The sequence below is a fragment of the Nocardia sp. NPDC057227 genome (assembly GCF_042669725.1).
Taxonomy (GTDB): Bacteria; Actinomycetota; Actinomycetes; order Mycobacteriales; family Mycobacteriaceae; genus Nocardia; species Nocardia asteroides_A.
On the sequence record NZ_JBHUXA010000020.1, the window covers coordinates 62,517 to 77,421 of the forward strand.

At 73.3% G+C, this 14,905-nt stretch carries 16 protein-coding genes; 14 read left to right on the top strand and 2 right to left on the bottom strand.

Translation table 11 applies throughout. The features are described 5' to 3' along the window. Positions 1 to 143: 143 nt before the first annotated feature. The 12 genes from mihF (at position 144) to ACFUJ1_RS24905 (ending at position 12,016) form a co-directional block, all read left to right on the top strand. The gene (mihF, locus tag ACFUJ1_RS24850) at positions 144 to 464 is read left to right on the top strand and encodes an integration host factor, actinobacterial type (RefSeq protein ID WP_067657004.1); all 321 of its coding nucleotides are present in this window, start codon (positions 144 to 146) and stop codon (positions 462 to 464) included. 8 nt (positions 465 to 472) lie between these two features. After that, positions 473 to 1,057 carry a guanylate kinase gene (gmk, locus tag ACFUJ1_RS24855; RefSeq protein ID WP_378612697.1) on the top strand — a complete coding sequence of 195 codons (585 nt, stop codon included), beginning with the start codon at positions 473 to 475 and terminating at the stop codon, positions 1,055 to 1,057. 135 nt (positions 1,058 to 1,192) lie between these two features. After that, complete coding sequence (rpoZ, locus tag ACFUJ1_RS24860) at positions 1,193 to 1,468, top strand: DNA-directed RNA polymerase subunit omega (RefSeq protein ID WP_378612696.1); 276 nt, start codon at positions 1,193 to 1,195, stop codon at positions 1,466 to 1,468. A 22-nt stretch (positions 1,469 to 1,490) separates the two neighbouring features. Continuing rightward, positions 1,491 to 2,708 (top strand): bifunctional phosphopantothenoylcysteine decarboxylase/phosphopantothenate--cysteine ligase CoaBC, encoded by a 1,218-nt coding sequence (gene coaBC / locus ACFUJ1_RS24865; protein WP_378649278.1) that lies wholly within the window; start codon positions 1,491 to 1,493, stop codon positions 2,706 to 2,708. Between the two features lie 210 nt (positions 2,709 to 2,918). Further along, positions 2,919 to 4,139, top strand: a complete 1,221-nt coding sequence (metK, locus tag ACFUJ1_RS24870; RefSeq protein WP_378649280.1) for a methionine adenosyltransferase — start codon at positions 2,919 to 2,921, stop codon at positions 4,137 to 4,139. A gap of 14 nt (positions 4,140 to 4,153) precedes the next feature. Further along, positions 4,154 to 6,373 (top strand): primosomal protein N', encoded by a 2,220-nt coding sequence (locus tag ACFUJ1_RS24875; RefSeq protein ID WP_378649282.1) that lies wholly within the window; start codon positions 4,154 to 4,156, stop codon positions 6,371 to 6,373. Between the two features lie 210 nt (positions 6,374 to 6,583). After that, positions 6,584 to 7,255 (top strand): PadR family transcriptional regulator, encoded by a 672-nt coding sequence (locus ACFUJ1_RS24880; RefSeq protein ID WP_378649284.1) that lies wholly within the window; start codon positions 6,584 to 6,586, stop codon positions 7,253 to 7,255. Between the two features lie 198 nt (positions 7,256 to 7,453). Continuing rightward, entirely contained in the window at positions 7,454 to 8,482 is a 1,029-nt protein-coding gene (locus tag ACFUJ1_RS24885) for an esterase/lipase family protein (protein WP_378649286.1), read from the top strand. 60 nt (positions 8,483 to 8,542) lie between these two features. Then, positions 8,543 to 9,088, top strand: a complete 546-nt coding sequence (def, locus tag ACFUJ1_RS24890) for a peptide deformylase (protein ID WP_378649288.1) — start codon at positions 8,543 to 8,545, stop codon at positions 9,086 to 9,088. After that, entirely contained in the window at positions 9,088 to 10,011 is a 924-nt protein-coding gene (gene fmt, locus ACFUJ1_RS24895; RefSeq protein WP_378649290.1) for a methionyl-tRNA formyltransferase, read from the top strand. Before def ends, fmt begins: the two co-directional genes overlap by 1 nt. Beyond that, positions 10,008 to 11,609: an RsmB/NOP family class I SAM-dependent RNA methyltransferase gene (locus ACFUJ1_RS24900; protein WP_378649292.1), complete on the top strand. Its 1,602-nt coding sequence runs from the start codon at positions 10,008 to 10,010 to the stop codon at positions 11,607 to 11,609. Before fmt ends, ACFUJ1_RS24900 begins: the two co-directional genes overlap by 4 nt. 65 nt (positions 11,610 to 11,674) lie before the next feature. Continuing rightward, positions 11,675 to 12,016 (top strand): MmcQ/YjbR family DNA-binding protein, encoded by a 342-nt coding sequence (locus ACFUJ1_RS24905; RefSeq protein ID WP_378649294.1) that lies wholly within the window; start codon positions 11,675 to 11,677, stop codon positions 12,014 to 12,016. On the opposite strand, the gene ACFUJ1_RS24910 is transcribed toward ACFUJ1_RS24905, so the two are convergent. Together ACFUJ1_RS24910 and ACFUJ1_RS24915 are read right to left on the bottom strand one after the other, a co-directional pair. After that, a complete protein-coding gene (locus ACFUJ1_RS24910) occupies positions 12,017 to 12,952 on the bottom strand; it encodes an RNA polymerase sigma factor SigF (protein WP_378649295.1) in 936 nt (311 codons plus the stop codon). 14 nt (positions 12,953 to 12,966) lie between these two features. Beyond that, entirely contained in the window at positions 12,967 to 13,389 is a 423-nt protein-coding gene (locus ACFUJ1_RS24915; protein ID WP_378649297.1) for an ATP-binding protein, read from the bottom strand. A gap of 111 nt (positions 13,390 to 13,500) precedes the next feature. On the opposite strand from ACFUJ1_RS24915, the gene rpe reads away from it, so the two are divergent. Together rpe and ACFUJ1_RS24925 are read left to right on the top strand one after the other, a co-directional pair. Next, positions 13,501 to 14,166, top strand: coding sequence for a ribulose-phosphate 3-epimerase (gene rpe, locus ACFUJ1_RS24920; RefSeq protein WP_357024557.1), 666 nt, complete (start codon positions 13,501 to 13,503; stop codon positions 14,164 to 14,166). Between the two features lie 61 nt (positions 14,167 to 14,227). After that, positions 14,228 to 14,839 carry a riboflavin synthase gene (locus tag ACFUJ1_RS24925; protein WP_378649299.1) on the top strand — a complete coding sequence of 204 codons (612 nt, stop codon included), beginning with the start codon at positions 14,228 to 14,230 and terminating at the stop codon, positions 14,837 to 14,839. Positions 14,840 to 14,905 lie beyond the last annotated feature (66 nt).

The window sequence follows — 14,905 nt, forward strand, 5'->3', positions numbered from 1 at the left end:
CTCCCGCGTCCCTCTGCGGACCCGCGGAATCATGCGCTGACCTGGGGGGCGGGTTCGCAATCGGCGGGCGTCGTGGGTACGGTCGCTGGGACTGTCGGGTTACCGGCAGTCGTTGTTGCAATGAACGATGAGACGGAGGAACCGTGGCCCTTCCCCAGCTGACCGATGAGCAGCGTGCCGCTGCTCTGGAGAAGGCGGCTGCCGCTCGCCGCGCTCGGGCAGAGCTCAAGGAGCGCCTGAAGCGTGGTGGGACCGACCTGAAGAAGGTCCTCGCGGACGCCGAGAACGATGAGATTCTCGGCAAGATGAAGGTGTCGGCGCTGCTGGAGGCCCTGCCGAAGGTCGGCAAGGTCAAGGCGGCGGAGATCATGAGCGAGCTCGAGATCGCCCCCACCCGCAGGCTCAGGGGTCTCGGCGACCGGCAGCGCAAGGCGCTGCTCGCTCGCTTCGACTTCGACGCCTGACGACGAGGGTGGTCGGACACACGCGGAAGGGTCGGCTGGTAGTACTGGTCGGCCCCTCGGCCGTCGGGAAGTCGACGGTCGTACGTTGCGTGCGGGAGCAGCTGCCGGAGCTGGTGTTCAGCGTCTCGGCGACGACCCGGGCCCCCAGGCCCGGTGAGATCGACGGGCGCGACTACCGGTTCGTCGCCAGGGCGGAGTTCGACGCGATGATCGCGGCGGGCGACCTGCTCGAGTGGGCGGACATCCACGGCGGGCTCCAACGTTCGGGCACCCCGGCCGGGCCGGTGCGGGACGCACTGGCCGCCGGCCACCCGGTCCTGGTCGAGGTCGACCTGGAGGGCGCCCGCTCGGTGCGCCGGGCCATTCCGGACGCACTGCTGGTCTTCCTCGCCCCGCCGAGCTGGGACGTACTCGTCTCCCGGCTCCGGTCGCGCGGGACGGAATCCCCCGAGGTGATCGAGCGCAGGCTCGAAACCGCGCGGATCGAACTCGCCGCTTGTGACGAGTTCGACATCGTGATCGTGAACGACGATCTGACCAGTGCCTGTGAGCAGTTGGTATCGTTGTTCGTCAGCACGAATTCCAGCTCGTGACCCGAGCCGGTCGGTGACCCGGTTCTCGCGCCGTACGGCGCGAGAACCCCGGTGGCCCGCCGACCCGCAGCTCATCTCCGTCCGGTTCTCGCGAACCGGACGTTTCCGCCCACCGAGAACGCAGGAGTCTCCCGAGTGACCGACACCACCGCCGCGCCCGCCTACGACACCCCGATCGGCCTGACCAACCCCCCGATCGACGAGCTGCTCGAGCGCACCTCGTCGAAGTACGCGCTGGTCATCTACGCGGCGAAGCGCGCGCGTCAGATCAACGACTACTACAACCAGCTCGGCGACGGCATCCTCGAGTACGTCGGCCCGCTGGTCGAGCCCGGCCTGCAGGAGAAGCCGCTCTCCGTGGCCATGCGCGAGATCCACTCGGACCTGCTCGAGCACTCCGAAGGCGAGTGAACCCGGCGGGAGCGGAGTAACCATGCGGATCGTCGTCGGCGTCGGCGGGGGGATCGCGGCCTACAAGGCCTGCGCACTCGTCCGGCGGTTCACCGAGACCGGCCATTCGGTGCGGGTCATCCCCACCGAAGCGGCGCTGCAGTTCGTCGGGAAGGCCACCTTCGAGGCGCTGTCCGGCAACCCGGTGCACACCGGTGTCTTCGCCGACGTGCCCGAGGTGCCGCACGTGCGGCTCGGCCAGGAGGCCGAGCTGGTGGTGATCGCCCCCGCCACCGCCGACCTGATGGCGCGCACCGCCTCCGGTCGCGCCGACGACCTGCTCACCGCGACCCTGCTCACCGCCCGATGTCCGGTGCTGTTCGCGCCGGCCATGCACACCGAGATGTGGCAGCACCCGGCCACCGTCGCGAACGTGGCGACGCTGCGCAGCCGCGGCGCCGTCGTGATGGAGCCCGCCGCCGGTCGGCTCACCGGCACCGACACCGGCCCGGGCAGGCTGCCCGAGCCGGAGGAGATCTTCGGCCTCGCCACCCTGCTGCTCGAGCGCACCGACGCCGTCCCGCGCGACCTGGAGGGCCGCCGCGTGGTGATCACGGCGGGCGGCACCAGGGAGCCGCTCGACCCGGTGCGCTTCCTCGGCAACCGCAGCTCCGGCAAGCAGGGCTACGCACTGGCCCGGGTCGCCGCGCAGCGCGGCGCCCTGGTCACGCTGATCGCGGGCAACACCATCGAGATGGCCCCGCCCGCCGCCGTCGACCTGGTGCACATCACCACCGCCGACCAGCTGAAGACCGCCGTGGAGAAGCACTCGGTCGGCGCCGACGCGGTGATCATGGCCGCCGCGGTCGCCGACTTCCGGCCGACCAGCGTCGCCGCCACCAAGATCAAGAAGGGCGCCGACGAGCCGGACGTCATCCCGCTGACCAAGAACGAGGACATCCTGGCCGGGCTGGTGCAGTCCCGCGGCGACGGCCAGCTCCCCGGTACCGTCATCGTCGGCTTCGCCGCCGAGACCGGTGACGAACACGGTGACGTGCTCACCCATGCCCGCGCCAAGCTCGCGCGGAAGGGCTGCGATCTTCTCGTTGTGAACGCCGTCGGCGAGGGTAAGGCCTTCGAGGTCGACACCAACGACGGCTGGCTGCTCGGCGCCGACGGTACCGAACAGTCGCTGGACCACGGCTCCAAGGCGCTGCTGGCCAGCCGGGTGCTGGACGCACTCGGCCCGCTGCTGCGCTGATTTCCGCACCGGAACGACTGCGGGCGCGGCTCCGGAACTCCGGGAGATTTCCGGGCCGCCCCCGCCTCCGCTGGAGGGGTGCCGGAGCGGGCCCGGGTGTCCTCGCGGTGTCGCCCCTTTGGAATAGTCTGAGTAGAAGGCTTGCGCTCCGGCGGGACACCGCTACTGTCGCAGACCGACCGAGCAACCCGTGAGGGGAAGGGAATAACTGTGCCGACGTCTGGCAGCCGCCTGTTCACCAGTGAGTCCGTGACCGAGGGTCATCCGGACAAAATCTGTGACGCCATCAGCGATTCCATCCTCGACGCGCTGCTCACCGAGGATCCGCGCAGCCGGGTCGCGGTGGAGACCCTGGTCACCACCGGCCAGGTGCACGTGGCCGGTGAGGTGACCACCTCCGCGTACGCGGACATCCCGAAGATCGTCCGGGAGAAGGTCCTGGAGATCGGATACGACTCCTCCGCAAAGGGTTTCGACGGCAACTCGTGCGGCGTGAACATCGCCATCGGCGCGCAGTCGCCGGAGATCGCGCAGGGCGTCGACACCTCGCACGAGGTCCGCACCGGCGGCGGCGAGACCACCGAGGACGAGATCGCCAGGCAGGGCGCGGGCGACCAGGGGCTGATGTTCGGCTACGCGAACACCGACACCCCCGAGCTGCTCCCGCTGCCGATCGCGCTGGCGCACCGGCTCTCCCGCAGGCTCACCGAGGTCCGCAAGACCGGCGTGCTGCCCTACCTGCGCCCCGACGGCAAGACCCAGGTCACCATCGAGTACGAGGGTGACCGCGCGGTCCGGCTGGACACCGTGGTGGTCTCCACCCAGCACGCCGCCGACATCGACCTGGACAACCTGCTCGCGCCGGATATCCGGGAGAAGGTCGTCGACGCCGTGCTCGCCGACCTGGCGCTGCCCACCCTGGACATCTCGAATGTCCGGCTGCTGGTCAACCCCACCGGCCGCTTCGTGCTCGGCGGCCCGATGGGCGATGCCGGGCTGACCGGCCGGAAGATCATCGTCGACACCTACGGCGGCTTCGCCAGGCACGGCGGCGGCGCCTTCTCCGGCAAGGATCCGTCGAAGGTGGACCGCTCGGCCGCGTACGCCATGCGCTGGGTCGCGAAGAACGTCGTCGCGGCCGGGCTGGCCGACAAGATCGAGGTCCAGGTCGCCTACGCCATCGGCAAGGCGGCCCCGGTCGGGCTCTTCGTGGAGACCTTCGGCACCGAGAAGACCGACCCGGCGAAGATCACCGCGGCGATCAACGAGACCTTCGACCTGCGTCCGGGCGCCATCATCCGCGACCTGGACCTGCTGCGCCCGATCTACGCGCAGACCGCCGCGTACGGCCACTTCGGCCGCACCGACATCGATCTGCCCTGGGAGCACACCGACCGCGCGGACAAGCTGCGCGCCGCCGCCGGGCTGTAGCCCCGCCGAGCGGAGTGGACGAACCCGACGCGGACCGTGCCGCCGCCACGGCGGACGGTCCGCGCCCGGGGCACCCCGGTGCGGGCCCGGTCGCGCGGGTGCTGCCCCTGCTCACCCCCGCCCACCTGGACCGCGACTTCGATTACCTGATTCCGCCCGAGTACGACGCCGTCGCGCAGCCGGGCGTCCGGGTGCGGATCCGCTTCGCCGGCCGTCTCGTCGACGGCTACCTGCTGGCCCGCCTCGACCGCAGCGCACACGAGGGAACCCTGCGTCCGCTCGAGCGCGTCGTCTCGCCCGAGCAGGTCCTCACCCCCGAGATCGAACGTTTGGTCCGCGCCGTCGCCGCGCGCTACGCGGGCACCCGCGCCGACGTCCTCCGCCTGGCCATCCCGCCCCGCCACGCGCGCACCGAGGGAAAACCGGCAACCACGCACCTCGATTCCGCCGCAGACGCGCCGACTGCCGCGCAGCCGGTTCCGGCCGACGGCGCATCGACCGCAGCGCAGCAGAGTTCGTCCCCGCGGCCGCATGATCTGTCGCGAACCGCGCAATCAGCCGAGCGGGAACCGGGCGAGGCAGGCGACGGCGCGGACGAGACGAACGCGCACGAACCCGGTGCGCAGCAGTCGAATCCGCCGATCGACGTCACCGCATGGTCCCGCTACACCCACGGCCGAACCTTCCGCACGGCCCTGCGTGAACAACGCGGCCCCCGCGCCGCCTGGCAGGCCCTCCCTGGCGAGGACTGGCCCCGCCGCCTGGCGGAACTGGCCGCCACCACCGATGCCACCGGCCACGGCACCCTCATCCTCGTCCCCGACCAACGCGACCTCGACCGCGTCCTGGCGGAATGCGAAGACCTGGTCGGCGACCGCGTGGTCGGCCTGGCCGCGGGGCTGGGCCCCTCGGCCCGATACCGCCGCTGGCTGGCGGCCCTCCGCGGCACCGCGACGGTCGTGGTCGGCACGCGGAGCGCCGTCTTCGCCCCGGTCCGCGACCTCGGCCTGATCGCCATCTGGGACGACGGCGACGACACCTTCGCCGAACCCCGCGCCCCCTACCCGCACGCCCGCGAGGTCGCCATGCTCCGCGTGCACGAGACCGGCGCCGCCTTCGTCGCCGCCGGCTTCGCCCGCACCGCGGAGATCCAGGCCGTCGTCGACTCCGGCTGGGCACACGACCTGGTGGCCGACCGGGCTGTCGTCCGCGAGCGCGCCCCGCACATCAGCGCGCCGGGCGACACCGACATCGCCCTGGAGCGCGACCCCGTGGCCAGAGCCGTCCGCATCCCCGGCGTCGCCTTCGCCGCGGCCCGCGCCGCGCTGAAGGAGGGCGCGCCGGTGCTGGTGCAGGTCCCGCGCCGCGGCTACGTCCCGGCGCTGGCCTGTGCGCGCTGCCGCAACCCGGCCCGCTGCCGCCGCTGCAACGGCCCGCTCGCGCTGCCCGAGCACGCGGGCGACGGCGCGCACAGCCCGGCCTGCCGGTGGTGCGGCAGCACCGAGGCGGCCTTCCGCTGCCCGGTCTGTGCCTCCCGCGCGCTGCGCGCCGTGGTGATCGGCGCCGCGCGCACCGCGGAGGAGCTCGGCCGCGCCTTCCCGGACGTGCCGATCCGCGGCTCCGGCGGTGGAACGGTGCTGGACACCGTCGAGCCGGGCCCGCAGGTCGTCGTCGCCACCGTCGGCGCCGAGCCGCGGGTGCGCGGCGGCTACGGCGTCGGGCTGCTGCTCGACGGCTGGGCCCTGCTCACCCGCGCCGACCTGCGCGCCACCGAGGACACGCTGCGCCGCTGGACCGCGGCGGCCGCGCTGGTCCGGCCGCACGGCCGGGTGATCGTGATGGCCGACCCGGCGGTGCCGACGGTGCAGGCGCTGGTGCGCTGGGACCCGGTCGGGCACGCGCGCGCCGAGCTGGCGGGGCGCACCGAGGTCGGCTTCCCGCCCGCCGTCCGGCTCGCCGCCGTCGACGGCACCGGCGCCTCGGTGGCCGACTTCCTCGCCGCGACAACGCTTCCCGACGGGGTGCAGGTGCTCGGCCCGGTCCCGCTGCCGGAGAGCGCCCGCCCGCCCTTCGCCGCGGACAGCAGCGCTCCGGTCGAACGCATCCTGCTCCGCGTCCCGCGCTCCGACGGCGCCGCGCTCGCCCGCGCCCTCACCGCCGCCCAGGCCGTGCGCAGCACGCAGCGCTCGGACGCCCCGCTGCGCGTCCAGATCGACCCCGTCGACATCGGCTGACCCCGAGACCCGGCGCAGCACGCGCCGCCGCACCGAGCCGGTCCGCACCGACTCGGCCCCGTCGAACGTGCTTCGGCCTGCGCCGGTACTCCGGTCGCGCCACCACCCACCTTCGCCCGCCGGGAACAACGCACGGACTCCTTGCGTTCGATCTATTGTCGATATATCGTCGATACTGTGAAACGAACACGAGAGCCTGAGGAGGCAATCATGGAACACCCACTGCACGGAGAATTCGGCCCGCGTGGCCCCCGCCCCCCGTTCGAGCGGGGCCGCGGGCACTTCCGCCGCGGCGGCAGGCACGGCTTCGGTCCCGGACCGGAGTTCGGCCCCGGCTTCGGCCCCGGCGGTTTCGGCCCCGGCCCGGGTTTCGGCCCCGGTCTCGGCCGTGGCCGCGGCAGGGGCGGGCGCGGCAGGCGCGGCGACGTGCGCGCCGCGGTCCTGCTGCTGCTCACCGAGGGGCCCATGCACGGCTACGAGCTGATCCAGCGGATCCGCGAGCGCTCCGAGGACGTCTGGCGGCCGAGCCCCGGCTCGATCTACCCGGCGCTGGCGCAGCTCGAGGACGAGGGGCTGATCGTTATCGAGAAGGTCTCCGGCCGCAAGACCGCGAAGCTCTCCGAGGAGGGCGTGCGCTACGTCGAGGAGCACCGGGACGAGCTCGGCGACCCCTGGGCGGACGTCGCAGGCGATGTCGGGCCGCACGCGCGGGATCTGCGCGAGCTGATCGGGGCGCTCATGGGCGCCGTCGGCCAGGTCGCCGCCGCGGGCACCCCCGCGCAGGCGGCGAAGGCGGCCGAGGTGCTCACCGAGGCCCGCCGCAGCCTGTACCGCATCCTCGCCGACGACGACGAGCCCGGAGTGGCCGAGAGCGAGAAGTGACCTCGAGCGCGGGGCCGGACACGCCCGGGTGTACCCGGCCGCCGGCCCCGCCGCCGGCACCGGAATTCGGGGCATGACAAACCGCCCCCGACCGGCGTCCCGGCCGCTGCGCAACGGTGCGGCGACCGCGCGGTAACGAAGGTGTGAAAGCACGCGGCTCGGCCCGCGAAAAGCGCTGGGAAGCGCGAGAATTGTTGAATGGAACAACCGTCTCGGGTGTGGGGTAGGGGATTGTCACAACTGCGGCGCGGGGCCGCGGTTCTGGCGGTGGTCGCGAGCGCGGTGGTCGGCACCGCAGCGGGGATGTATCCGTGGTCGGCGTCGGCGCAGCCGAGCGACTTCCGGGCGGCCGAGGTGCCGACCGAGCAGGGCCCGCCGCAGCCGGACCACCTGGCCGCCGCCTGGTACCAGAAGCAGCATCCGCGCGTCGTGCCGACCGGCACCAACGATTTCGGCTGCACGCCGGATGCCGAGCGCCCGCGCCCGGTGATCCTGGCACACGGCACCGACTCCTCCGCCTACTCGGACTACTCGGCCATCGCGCCGCGGCTCGCCGCCGCGGGCTTCTGCGTCTTCGCCCTGAACTACGGCGGCGCGCCGGGGGCGCTGAGCTACGGCACCGAGGATCTGCCTGCCAGCGGGCGGCAGCTCGCCGCCTTCGTCGACCAGGTGCTCGCCGCCACCGGCGCCGCACAGGTCGACCTGGTCGGCTTCTCGCAGGGCGCCAACGTGACCCGCTACTACACCAACAAGCTCGGCGGCGCGCCGAACGTCGGGCGCTGGGTCGGGCTGGCCTCGCCCAGCTACGGCGGGGTCATGTACGGGCTGGTGCCGATCGCGCAGGCCATCCCCGGCGTGCTGCAGGTCTTCGAGCGGGTCACCTCGCTGGCCGCGGTGCAGCAGGCGCAGGGCTCGCCGGTGATGACCGAGCTCAACGCGGGCGGCGACACCGTGCCCGGCCCGGAGTACATCACCGTCGGCAGCCGGGTGGACGAGATGATCCAGCCGTTCGGCAATATCGCCCTGCACGGCCCGAACGCGCGCAACATCGCGCTGCAGGACCTCTGCGCGGCCGACCTGACCGGGCACTTCCACATGGTCTACGACCCGTTCGTGCAGGATCTGCTGATCGGGGTGCTCGATCCGGAGCACGCGCCGGAGCCGGTGTGCGCACCGGTCCCGCTCGGCACCGGCATTCCGCAGGTGGTGATCGCGGGCAACTCCTGACCGTCCGGGCGGGCTCTCTAGAATGGGACGACCGTTGTTCCGTCTTCCCGGGAGTCCGCCGTGACCGTCCAGCCCGTTCGCCTCTTCGGCGACCCGATCCTGCGCTCGCGCGCCGCCGAGGCGGCGGCCTTCGACGCCGAATTGCGCAGGCTGGTGGACGATCTCACCGACACCATGCACGACGACGGCGGGGTCGGGATGGCCGCGCCGCAGATCGGGGTCGGGCTGCGGGTCTTCGTCTACGACACCGGCGACGCGGCCGGGCACCTGGTGAACCCGAGCTACGAGGTGCTCGGCGAGGAGGAGCAGGTCGGCCCGGAAGGCTGCCTCTCCATTCCCGGCGTGCGCTACGACGTGCGCCGCGCGCTGCGGCTGCGGGCCACCGGGGTCGACGTCACCGGCGCTCCGGTCTCCTTCGAGGCGGACGGGCTGCTCGCCCGGTGCGTGCAGCACGAGACCGACCACCTGGACGGGGTGCTCTTCCTGGACCGGCTGGATCCGGCTTCGCGCAAGGAGGCCATGCGCACCATCCGCGAGTCGGACTGGTTCGGCGCGGGGATCACGGTGCGCGAGTCGCGCGGGCTCGGCACGGGGGGCGGTCGCTGATGCGGGTGCTCTTCGCGGGAACCCCCGACCCCGCCGTTCCGGCCCTTCGCACGCTGCTCGAGTCGCCGCGGCATGCCGTGATCGGGGTTCTCACCAGGCCCGATGCCGTGGCCGGGCGCGGGCGCAAGGTGAGCAGGTCGCCGGTGGCGCTGCTCGCCGACGAGCACGGGATCCCGGTCTTCACCCCGGGCAAGCCGGGGGAGCCGGAGTTCGTCGAGCAGCTCACCGAGCTGGCGCCGGACTGCTGCCCGGTGGTCGCCTACGGCGCGCTGCTGCCGGAGCGGATCCTCGGCATTCCGCCGCACGGCTGGATCAACCTGCACTTCTCGCTGCTGCCCGCCTGGCGCGGGGCGGCGCCGGTGCAGGCCGCCGTCGACGCGGGGGACGAGATCACCGGCGCCTCCACCTTCCGCATCGAGGCCGGGCTGGACACCGGGCCGGTGTTCGGTGTGATCACCGAGAAGATCGAGGTCACCGACACCGCGGGCACGCTGCTGGAGAAGCTCTCGCACAGCGGGGCGCACCTGCTCGCCACCACGCTCGACGGGGTCGAGGACGGGACGCTGCAGGCGGTGCCGCAGAGCACGGACGGGGTCTCCTACGCGCCCAAGCTGGCGCCGGAGGCGGGGCGGGTGCGCTGGGATCAGCCCGCGCTCAACGTCGGCCGCCGGATCCGCGCCGTCACCCCGGCCCCCGGCGCCTGGACCCTCGTCGACTCGGCCCGGCTCAAACTCGGCCCGGTCGAGCTGGTCGAGGAGGAGCTGCCGGTCGGCGCCGTCGAGGTGCGCAGGGACGGGGTCTACATCGGCACCGCCACCACCGCCGTCCGCCTCGGCCAGGTGCAGCCCCCGGGCAAACGCATGATGCCCGCCATCGACTGGGCCCGCGGCGCGCGGCTCGGCACCGGAACGGTGGTCGAATGAACAGCGATGCCCGCCGCACCGGCGGTACCCCCCGCGGCGCGGCCGCCGACTCCGGCGACATCGGTCGCCGCGACCGGGGTGCCGATGACCGCCGGGACGCGAGCGGTCGGCGCGCTTCCGAGCGCGACCGTTCGGGCGACGTGCGTCGCCCGAACGCCGACGGTGCCGAGCGCGACCGGCGGGGTGGCGGGCGGCGCGGGGACGACCGCCGCGCCGAGAAGGGGCGCACCGACGTCCGCCCGAGTGGGAAGCGTTCCGGCGCACCGGAAGACGGGGCGCGGCTCGCGGCCAGGGATCTGCTGCGCGATGTGCGCGAACGCGACGCCTACGCGAACCTCGCCCTCCCGGCGCTCCTCCGCCGCTACAAGCTCTCCGGCCGCGACGCCGCGCTCGCGACGGAACTCGCCTACGGCACCAGCCGCGCCCGCGGCCAGCTCGACGCGGTGATCGAGGCGGCGGCCGCCCGCCCGATCGCGGAGATCGACGGCGACCTCCTCGACGTCCTCCGCCTCGGCACCTACCAACTCCTGCGCACCAGGATCGGCGCGCACGCCGCGGTGGACACCTCGGTCGCCCTGGTCCGTGCCGAGCACGGCCAGGGCAAGGCGGGCTTCGTGAACGCGGTCCTGCGCAAGGCCGCGAACCGCACCCTGGCGGAGTGGGTCGAGGAACTGGCCCCGGCCGACCCGGTGGCCCACCTCGCGTTCGAGCACGCGCACCCGCTCTGGATCGCCCAGTCCTTCGCCGACGCGCTCGGCGCCCGCGCGGGCGAGCTGGCCGCCGCGCTCGAGGCCGACGACGCCCGCCCCGCGGTGCACCTGGTCGCCCGCCCCGGCGACATCACCGCCGAGGAGCTGGCCCTGGTCACCGGCGGCACCGAGGGCCGCTGGTCCCCGTACGCGGTCTACCTGGACGAGGGCGGCGACCCGGGCGACCTGGAGCCGATCCGGGCCGGCATGGCCGCGGTGCAGGACGAGGGCAGCCAGCTGGTTGCGCTCGCGCTCACCCGCGCCGAGCTCGACGGCCCCGACACCGGCCGCTGGCTCGACCTGTGCGCGGGCCCCGGCGGCAAGGCGAACCTGCTCGGCTCGCTCGCCGCCATCGACGGCTACACCGTGGACGCGGTCGAGCACTCCGAGCACCGCGCCGAACTGGTCCGCCGCGCCACGAAGGACCTCCCGGTCCGGGTGCACGTCGTGGACGGCAGGGACAGCGGCCTCGAGCCCGGCTACGACCGCATCCTGGTCGACGCCCCGTGCACCGGTCTCGGCGCGCTGCGGCGCCGCCCCGAGGCGCGCTGGCGGCGCCGCCCGGAGGATCTCGCCGAGCTCACCGCCCTGCAGCGCGAACTCCTCTCCGCCGCCTACGACCTGCTCCGCCCCGGCGGCGTCGTGCTCTATTCGACCTGCTCCCCGCACCTGGCCGAGACCACGGCCGTGGCGGGCGACCTGGTGCGCCGCACCGGCGCGCTCGAACTGGACACCCCCGCGCTGCTGCCCGGCGTCACCGACGCGGGCGACGGCCCGTCCGCTCAGCTCTGGCCGCACCGGCACGGCACCGACGCCATGTTCCTGGCCGCCCTGCGCAAACCCGCCTGAGCCGCCGCGCGGGCGGGTTCCATTCGTCCAAGCCGGAGCGCGCGGCGGCGCGCAGACTGGACAGCATGACCTGCACCTGGGAGGACGTCGTCGCGCTCGGCCGCGAGCTGCCCGGCGTCGAAGAGAGCACCTGGTACCGCACCCCGTCGCTGAAGGCGGGCGGCAAGGGTTTCGCGCGGCTGCGCACCGAGGCGGAGGGCGCGGTCATGCTGCGCTGCCCGATGGCGGAGAAGGAGGCGCTGCTCGCCTCGGGCGACCCGGCCTTCTTCACCACCCCGCACTACGACGGCTACGCGAGCATCCTGGTCGACCTGGACCGGGTCGACCGCGCGCAGCTCGCCGAGCTGGTCGACGGCGCGTGGTGGCAGGCGGCTTCGGCGAAGCTGCGCAAGCAGCGGGAAGGGTAGCTACTCGCGGGTGGTCTGCTCGCGCAACCTGGCCAGCGTCTTGGCCAGGATCCGGGAGACGTGCATCTGCGAGATCCCCATCCGCTGCGCGATCTGGGTCTGCGTCATGGACTCGAAGAACCGCATGGTGAGGATGCGCCGCTCGCGCTCCGGCAGCCCGGCGAGCAGCGGCCGGATCGCCACGTACTCCTCGACCCGGTCGAACTGCGACTCCTCCTCGCCGAGCGTGTCAAGCAGCGAGGCCTCGGTGTCGCGGCCGAGCGAGGCGGCGTCGATGGAGCTGGGCTGGTAGGCGTTGCCCGCGATCACCGCCTGGGTGACCTCGTCCGGGTCGACGCCGAGCTCGGCGGCGATCTCCTTGGCGGTGGGGGAGCGGCCGAGCCGCTGCGAGAGCGAGTCGATCGCCGCACCGATCCGCAGGTGCGTCTCCTTGACCCGGCGCGGCACCCGCATGGCCCAGGTGTTGTCCCGGAAGTAGCGCCTGACCTCGCCCATGATGGTCGGCACCGCGAAGGAGAGGAAGTTGGAGCCGCGGCCGACGTCGAAGCGGTCCACCGCGTGCACCAGCCCGACCCGCGCCACCTGGGTGAGGTCGTCGAACGGCTCGCCGCGGCCGCTGAACTTGCGCGCGATGTGGTCGGCGAGCGGGATGCAGCGGTTGATCAGCTCCTCGCGCACCGCGGCGTGCCGCGCGGTGCCCGGCTCGGTGCGGGCCAGGTCGCCGAAGAGCGCGGCGACGTCGTCGTAGCCGGGGACGGAGCCCTTGGCGCCGTACTCCGCGACCGCGTCGTCCTCGCCGCCGAGAGCGTCCTCCTCCGGATCGTCGACGGCGGCGTCACCGGTGGTCGCCGCGGCCGGTTCCGGTTCGGGCTGCCGCGGCGTGCTCGCGTCCGGCCCGGCCTCCGCACCGGCCGCGTCGCGCTGTGGCTCGAACACGGGCCGTCCGTCCGTCACGCCTCGGCCCGGGCCCGGCGGAACTCGACCCAGGTCGGGTAGCCGGCGGCGGTCGCGTCGTACGGGGCCTGATCGGCCTCCACGGAGTCGGCCAGGGTGCGCAGCACGTGCCAGCCGAAGCTGCGCTGATCGGGTAGCCCCTCGGTCGCCGCCAGCCCGCTCACGTGCACGAGCAGGTCGGTCTCGCCGACCACGAAGCGGCAGTTCAAGTAGCTGTCCGGCGCCGCGACCTCGATCAGGTTCGAGCACACCTCGTCCACCGCGAGCCGAACGTCGGCCACCTCGTCCAGGGTGAATTCGCTGAGCAGCACCAATGTTTCGGCGAGCCCGCGCACGATGGGCAGCTGCGAGACCGCGGCTGCCACCCTGATCTCCACCGGGGTGCTGTATATCCCCTTCTCCGCCGAAATGTTGATCACGCTCAGAGGTTACCCACCCGCGGGGCGGCACAACCGCGCGGACCTGCGCGGCGCGCGGCCGATACACTCCGCGCTGTGTCCACTCCGACGTTCGCCCGCCCCGACCGGCCGATGATCGCCCCGTCCATCCTCTCCGCCGACTTCGCCAACCTGGCCGCCGAGACCAGGGCGGTGGCAGGCGCGGACTGGCTGCACGTGGACGTGATGGACGCGCACTTCGTGCCGAACCTGACGCTCGGCCTGCCGATCGTGCAGAGCCTGCTCAAGGCCACCGACATCCCGCTCGACTGCCACCTGATGATCGAGGATCCGGGCCGCTGGGCGCCGCCGTACGCGGAGGCGGGGGCGCACAACGTCACCTTCCACGCCGAGGCCACCGACGACCCGGTCGCCGTCGCCAGGGACATCCGCGCGGCGGGCGCCAAGGCCGGGCTCTCGGTCAAGCCGGGCACCCCGATCGAGCCGTACCTGGAGATCCTGCGCGATTTCGACACGCTGCTGGTGATGAGCGTCGAGCCGGGCTTCGGCGGCCAGTCGTTCATCCCCGAGGTGCTGGCCAAGGCGAAGGCGGTGCGCAGGCTGGTCGACTCCGGCGAGCTGCGGCTGCTGGTGGAGATCGACGGCGGCATCAACGCCGACACCATCGAGGCCGCCGCCGAGGCGGGGGTGGACTGCTTCGTCGCGGGGTCGGCGGTCTACGGCACCGCGGACCCGGCCGCCACGGTGGCCGCGCTGCGCGCCCGCGCGGCCGAGGCGGCGGCCGCCACCGCGAGCTGAACGGCGGGGAATGCGCGACCCGGTGCGGGATGTTCGCACCGGTAGACCCGGAGGGAGACACATGTTCACAGGGATCGTGGAGGAGCTCGGCGAGATCGTCGCGGTCGAGCGGCTCACCGACGCCGCGCGGCTGACCATCCGCGGCAAGCTGGTGACCTCGGACGCCGCGCACGGCGATTCGATCGCGGTGAACGGCGTCTGCCTGACCGTCGTCGACGACGTGGTCGTCGGCGACTCCTTCACCGTCGACGTGATGGCCGAGACGCTGAACCGGTCCAGCATCGGGGCGCTCGACATCGGCTCCCGGGTGAACCTGGAGCGCGCCGCCGCGCTGAACAGCAGGCTCGGCGGGCACCTGGTGCAGGGCCACGTGGACGGCACCGGGGCCGTGCTCGCCCGCACCCCGTCGGAGAACTGGGAGGTCGTGCGGGTCTCGCTGCCCGCCGAGATCGCGAAGTACGTGGTGGAGAAGGGCTCGATCACCGTCGACGGCACCTCGCTCACCGTCTCCGGGCTCGGCGGCTCGGCTGCCGACGGCGACTGGTTCGAGGTCTCGCTCATCCCGACCACGCTCGCGCTCACCACGCTCGGCTCCGCGCCCGCCGGGACCACCGTGAACCTCGAGGTCGACGTCATCGCCAAGTACGTGGAGCGGTTGCAGCAGCGCGGCTGAGCGGGCGGCGCGGAATGCCTCCCCGCGCAGGCCGTAGTGTGGTGAGGCAAAGTGCCCCCCGGTGGG

Coding starts and splice junctions, on each gene's coding strand:
- coaBC (WP_378649278.1), top strand. CDS start 1,491: ATGCGGATCGTCGTCGGCGTCGGCGGGGGGATCGCGGCCTACAAGGCC.
- ACFUJ1_RS24880 (WP_378649284.1), top strand. CDS start 6,584: ATGGAACACCCACTGCACGGAGAATTCGGCCCGCGTGGCCCCCGCCCC.
- ACFUJ1_RS24885 (WP_378649286.1), top strand. CDS start 7,454: ATGGAACAACCGTCTCGGGTGTGGGGTAGGGGATTGTCACAACTGCGG.
- fmt (WP_378649290.1), top strand. CDS start 9,088: ATGCGGGTGCTCTTCGCGGGAACCCCCGACCCCGCCGTTCCGGCCCTT.
- ACFUJ1_RS24900 (WP_378649292.1), top strand. CDS start 10,008: ATGAACAGCGATGCCCGCCGCACCGGCGGTACCCCCCGCGGCGCGGCC.
- ACFUJ1_RS24905 (WP_378649294.1), top strand. CDS start 11,675: ATGACCTGCACCTGGGAGGACGTCGTCGCGCTCGGCCGCGAGCTGCCC.
- rpe (WP_357024557.1), top strand. CDS start 13,501: ATGATCGCCCCGTCCATCCTCTCCGCCGACTTCGCCAACCTGGCCGCC.
- ACFUJ1_RS24925 (WP_378649299.1), top strand. CDS start 14,228: ATGTTCACAGGGATCGTGGAGGAGCTCGGCGAGATCGTCGCGGTCGAG.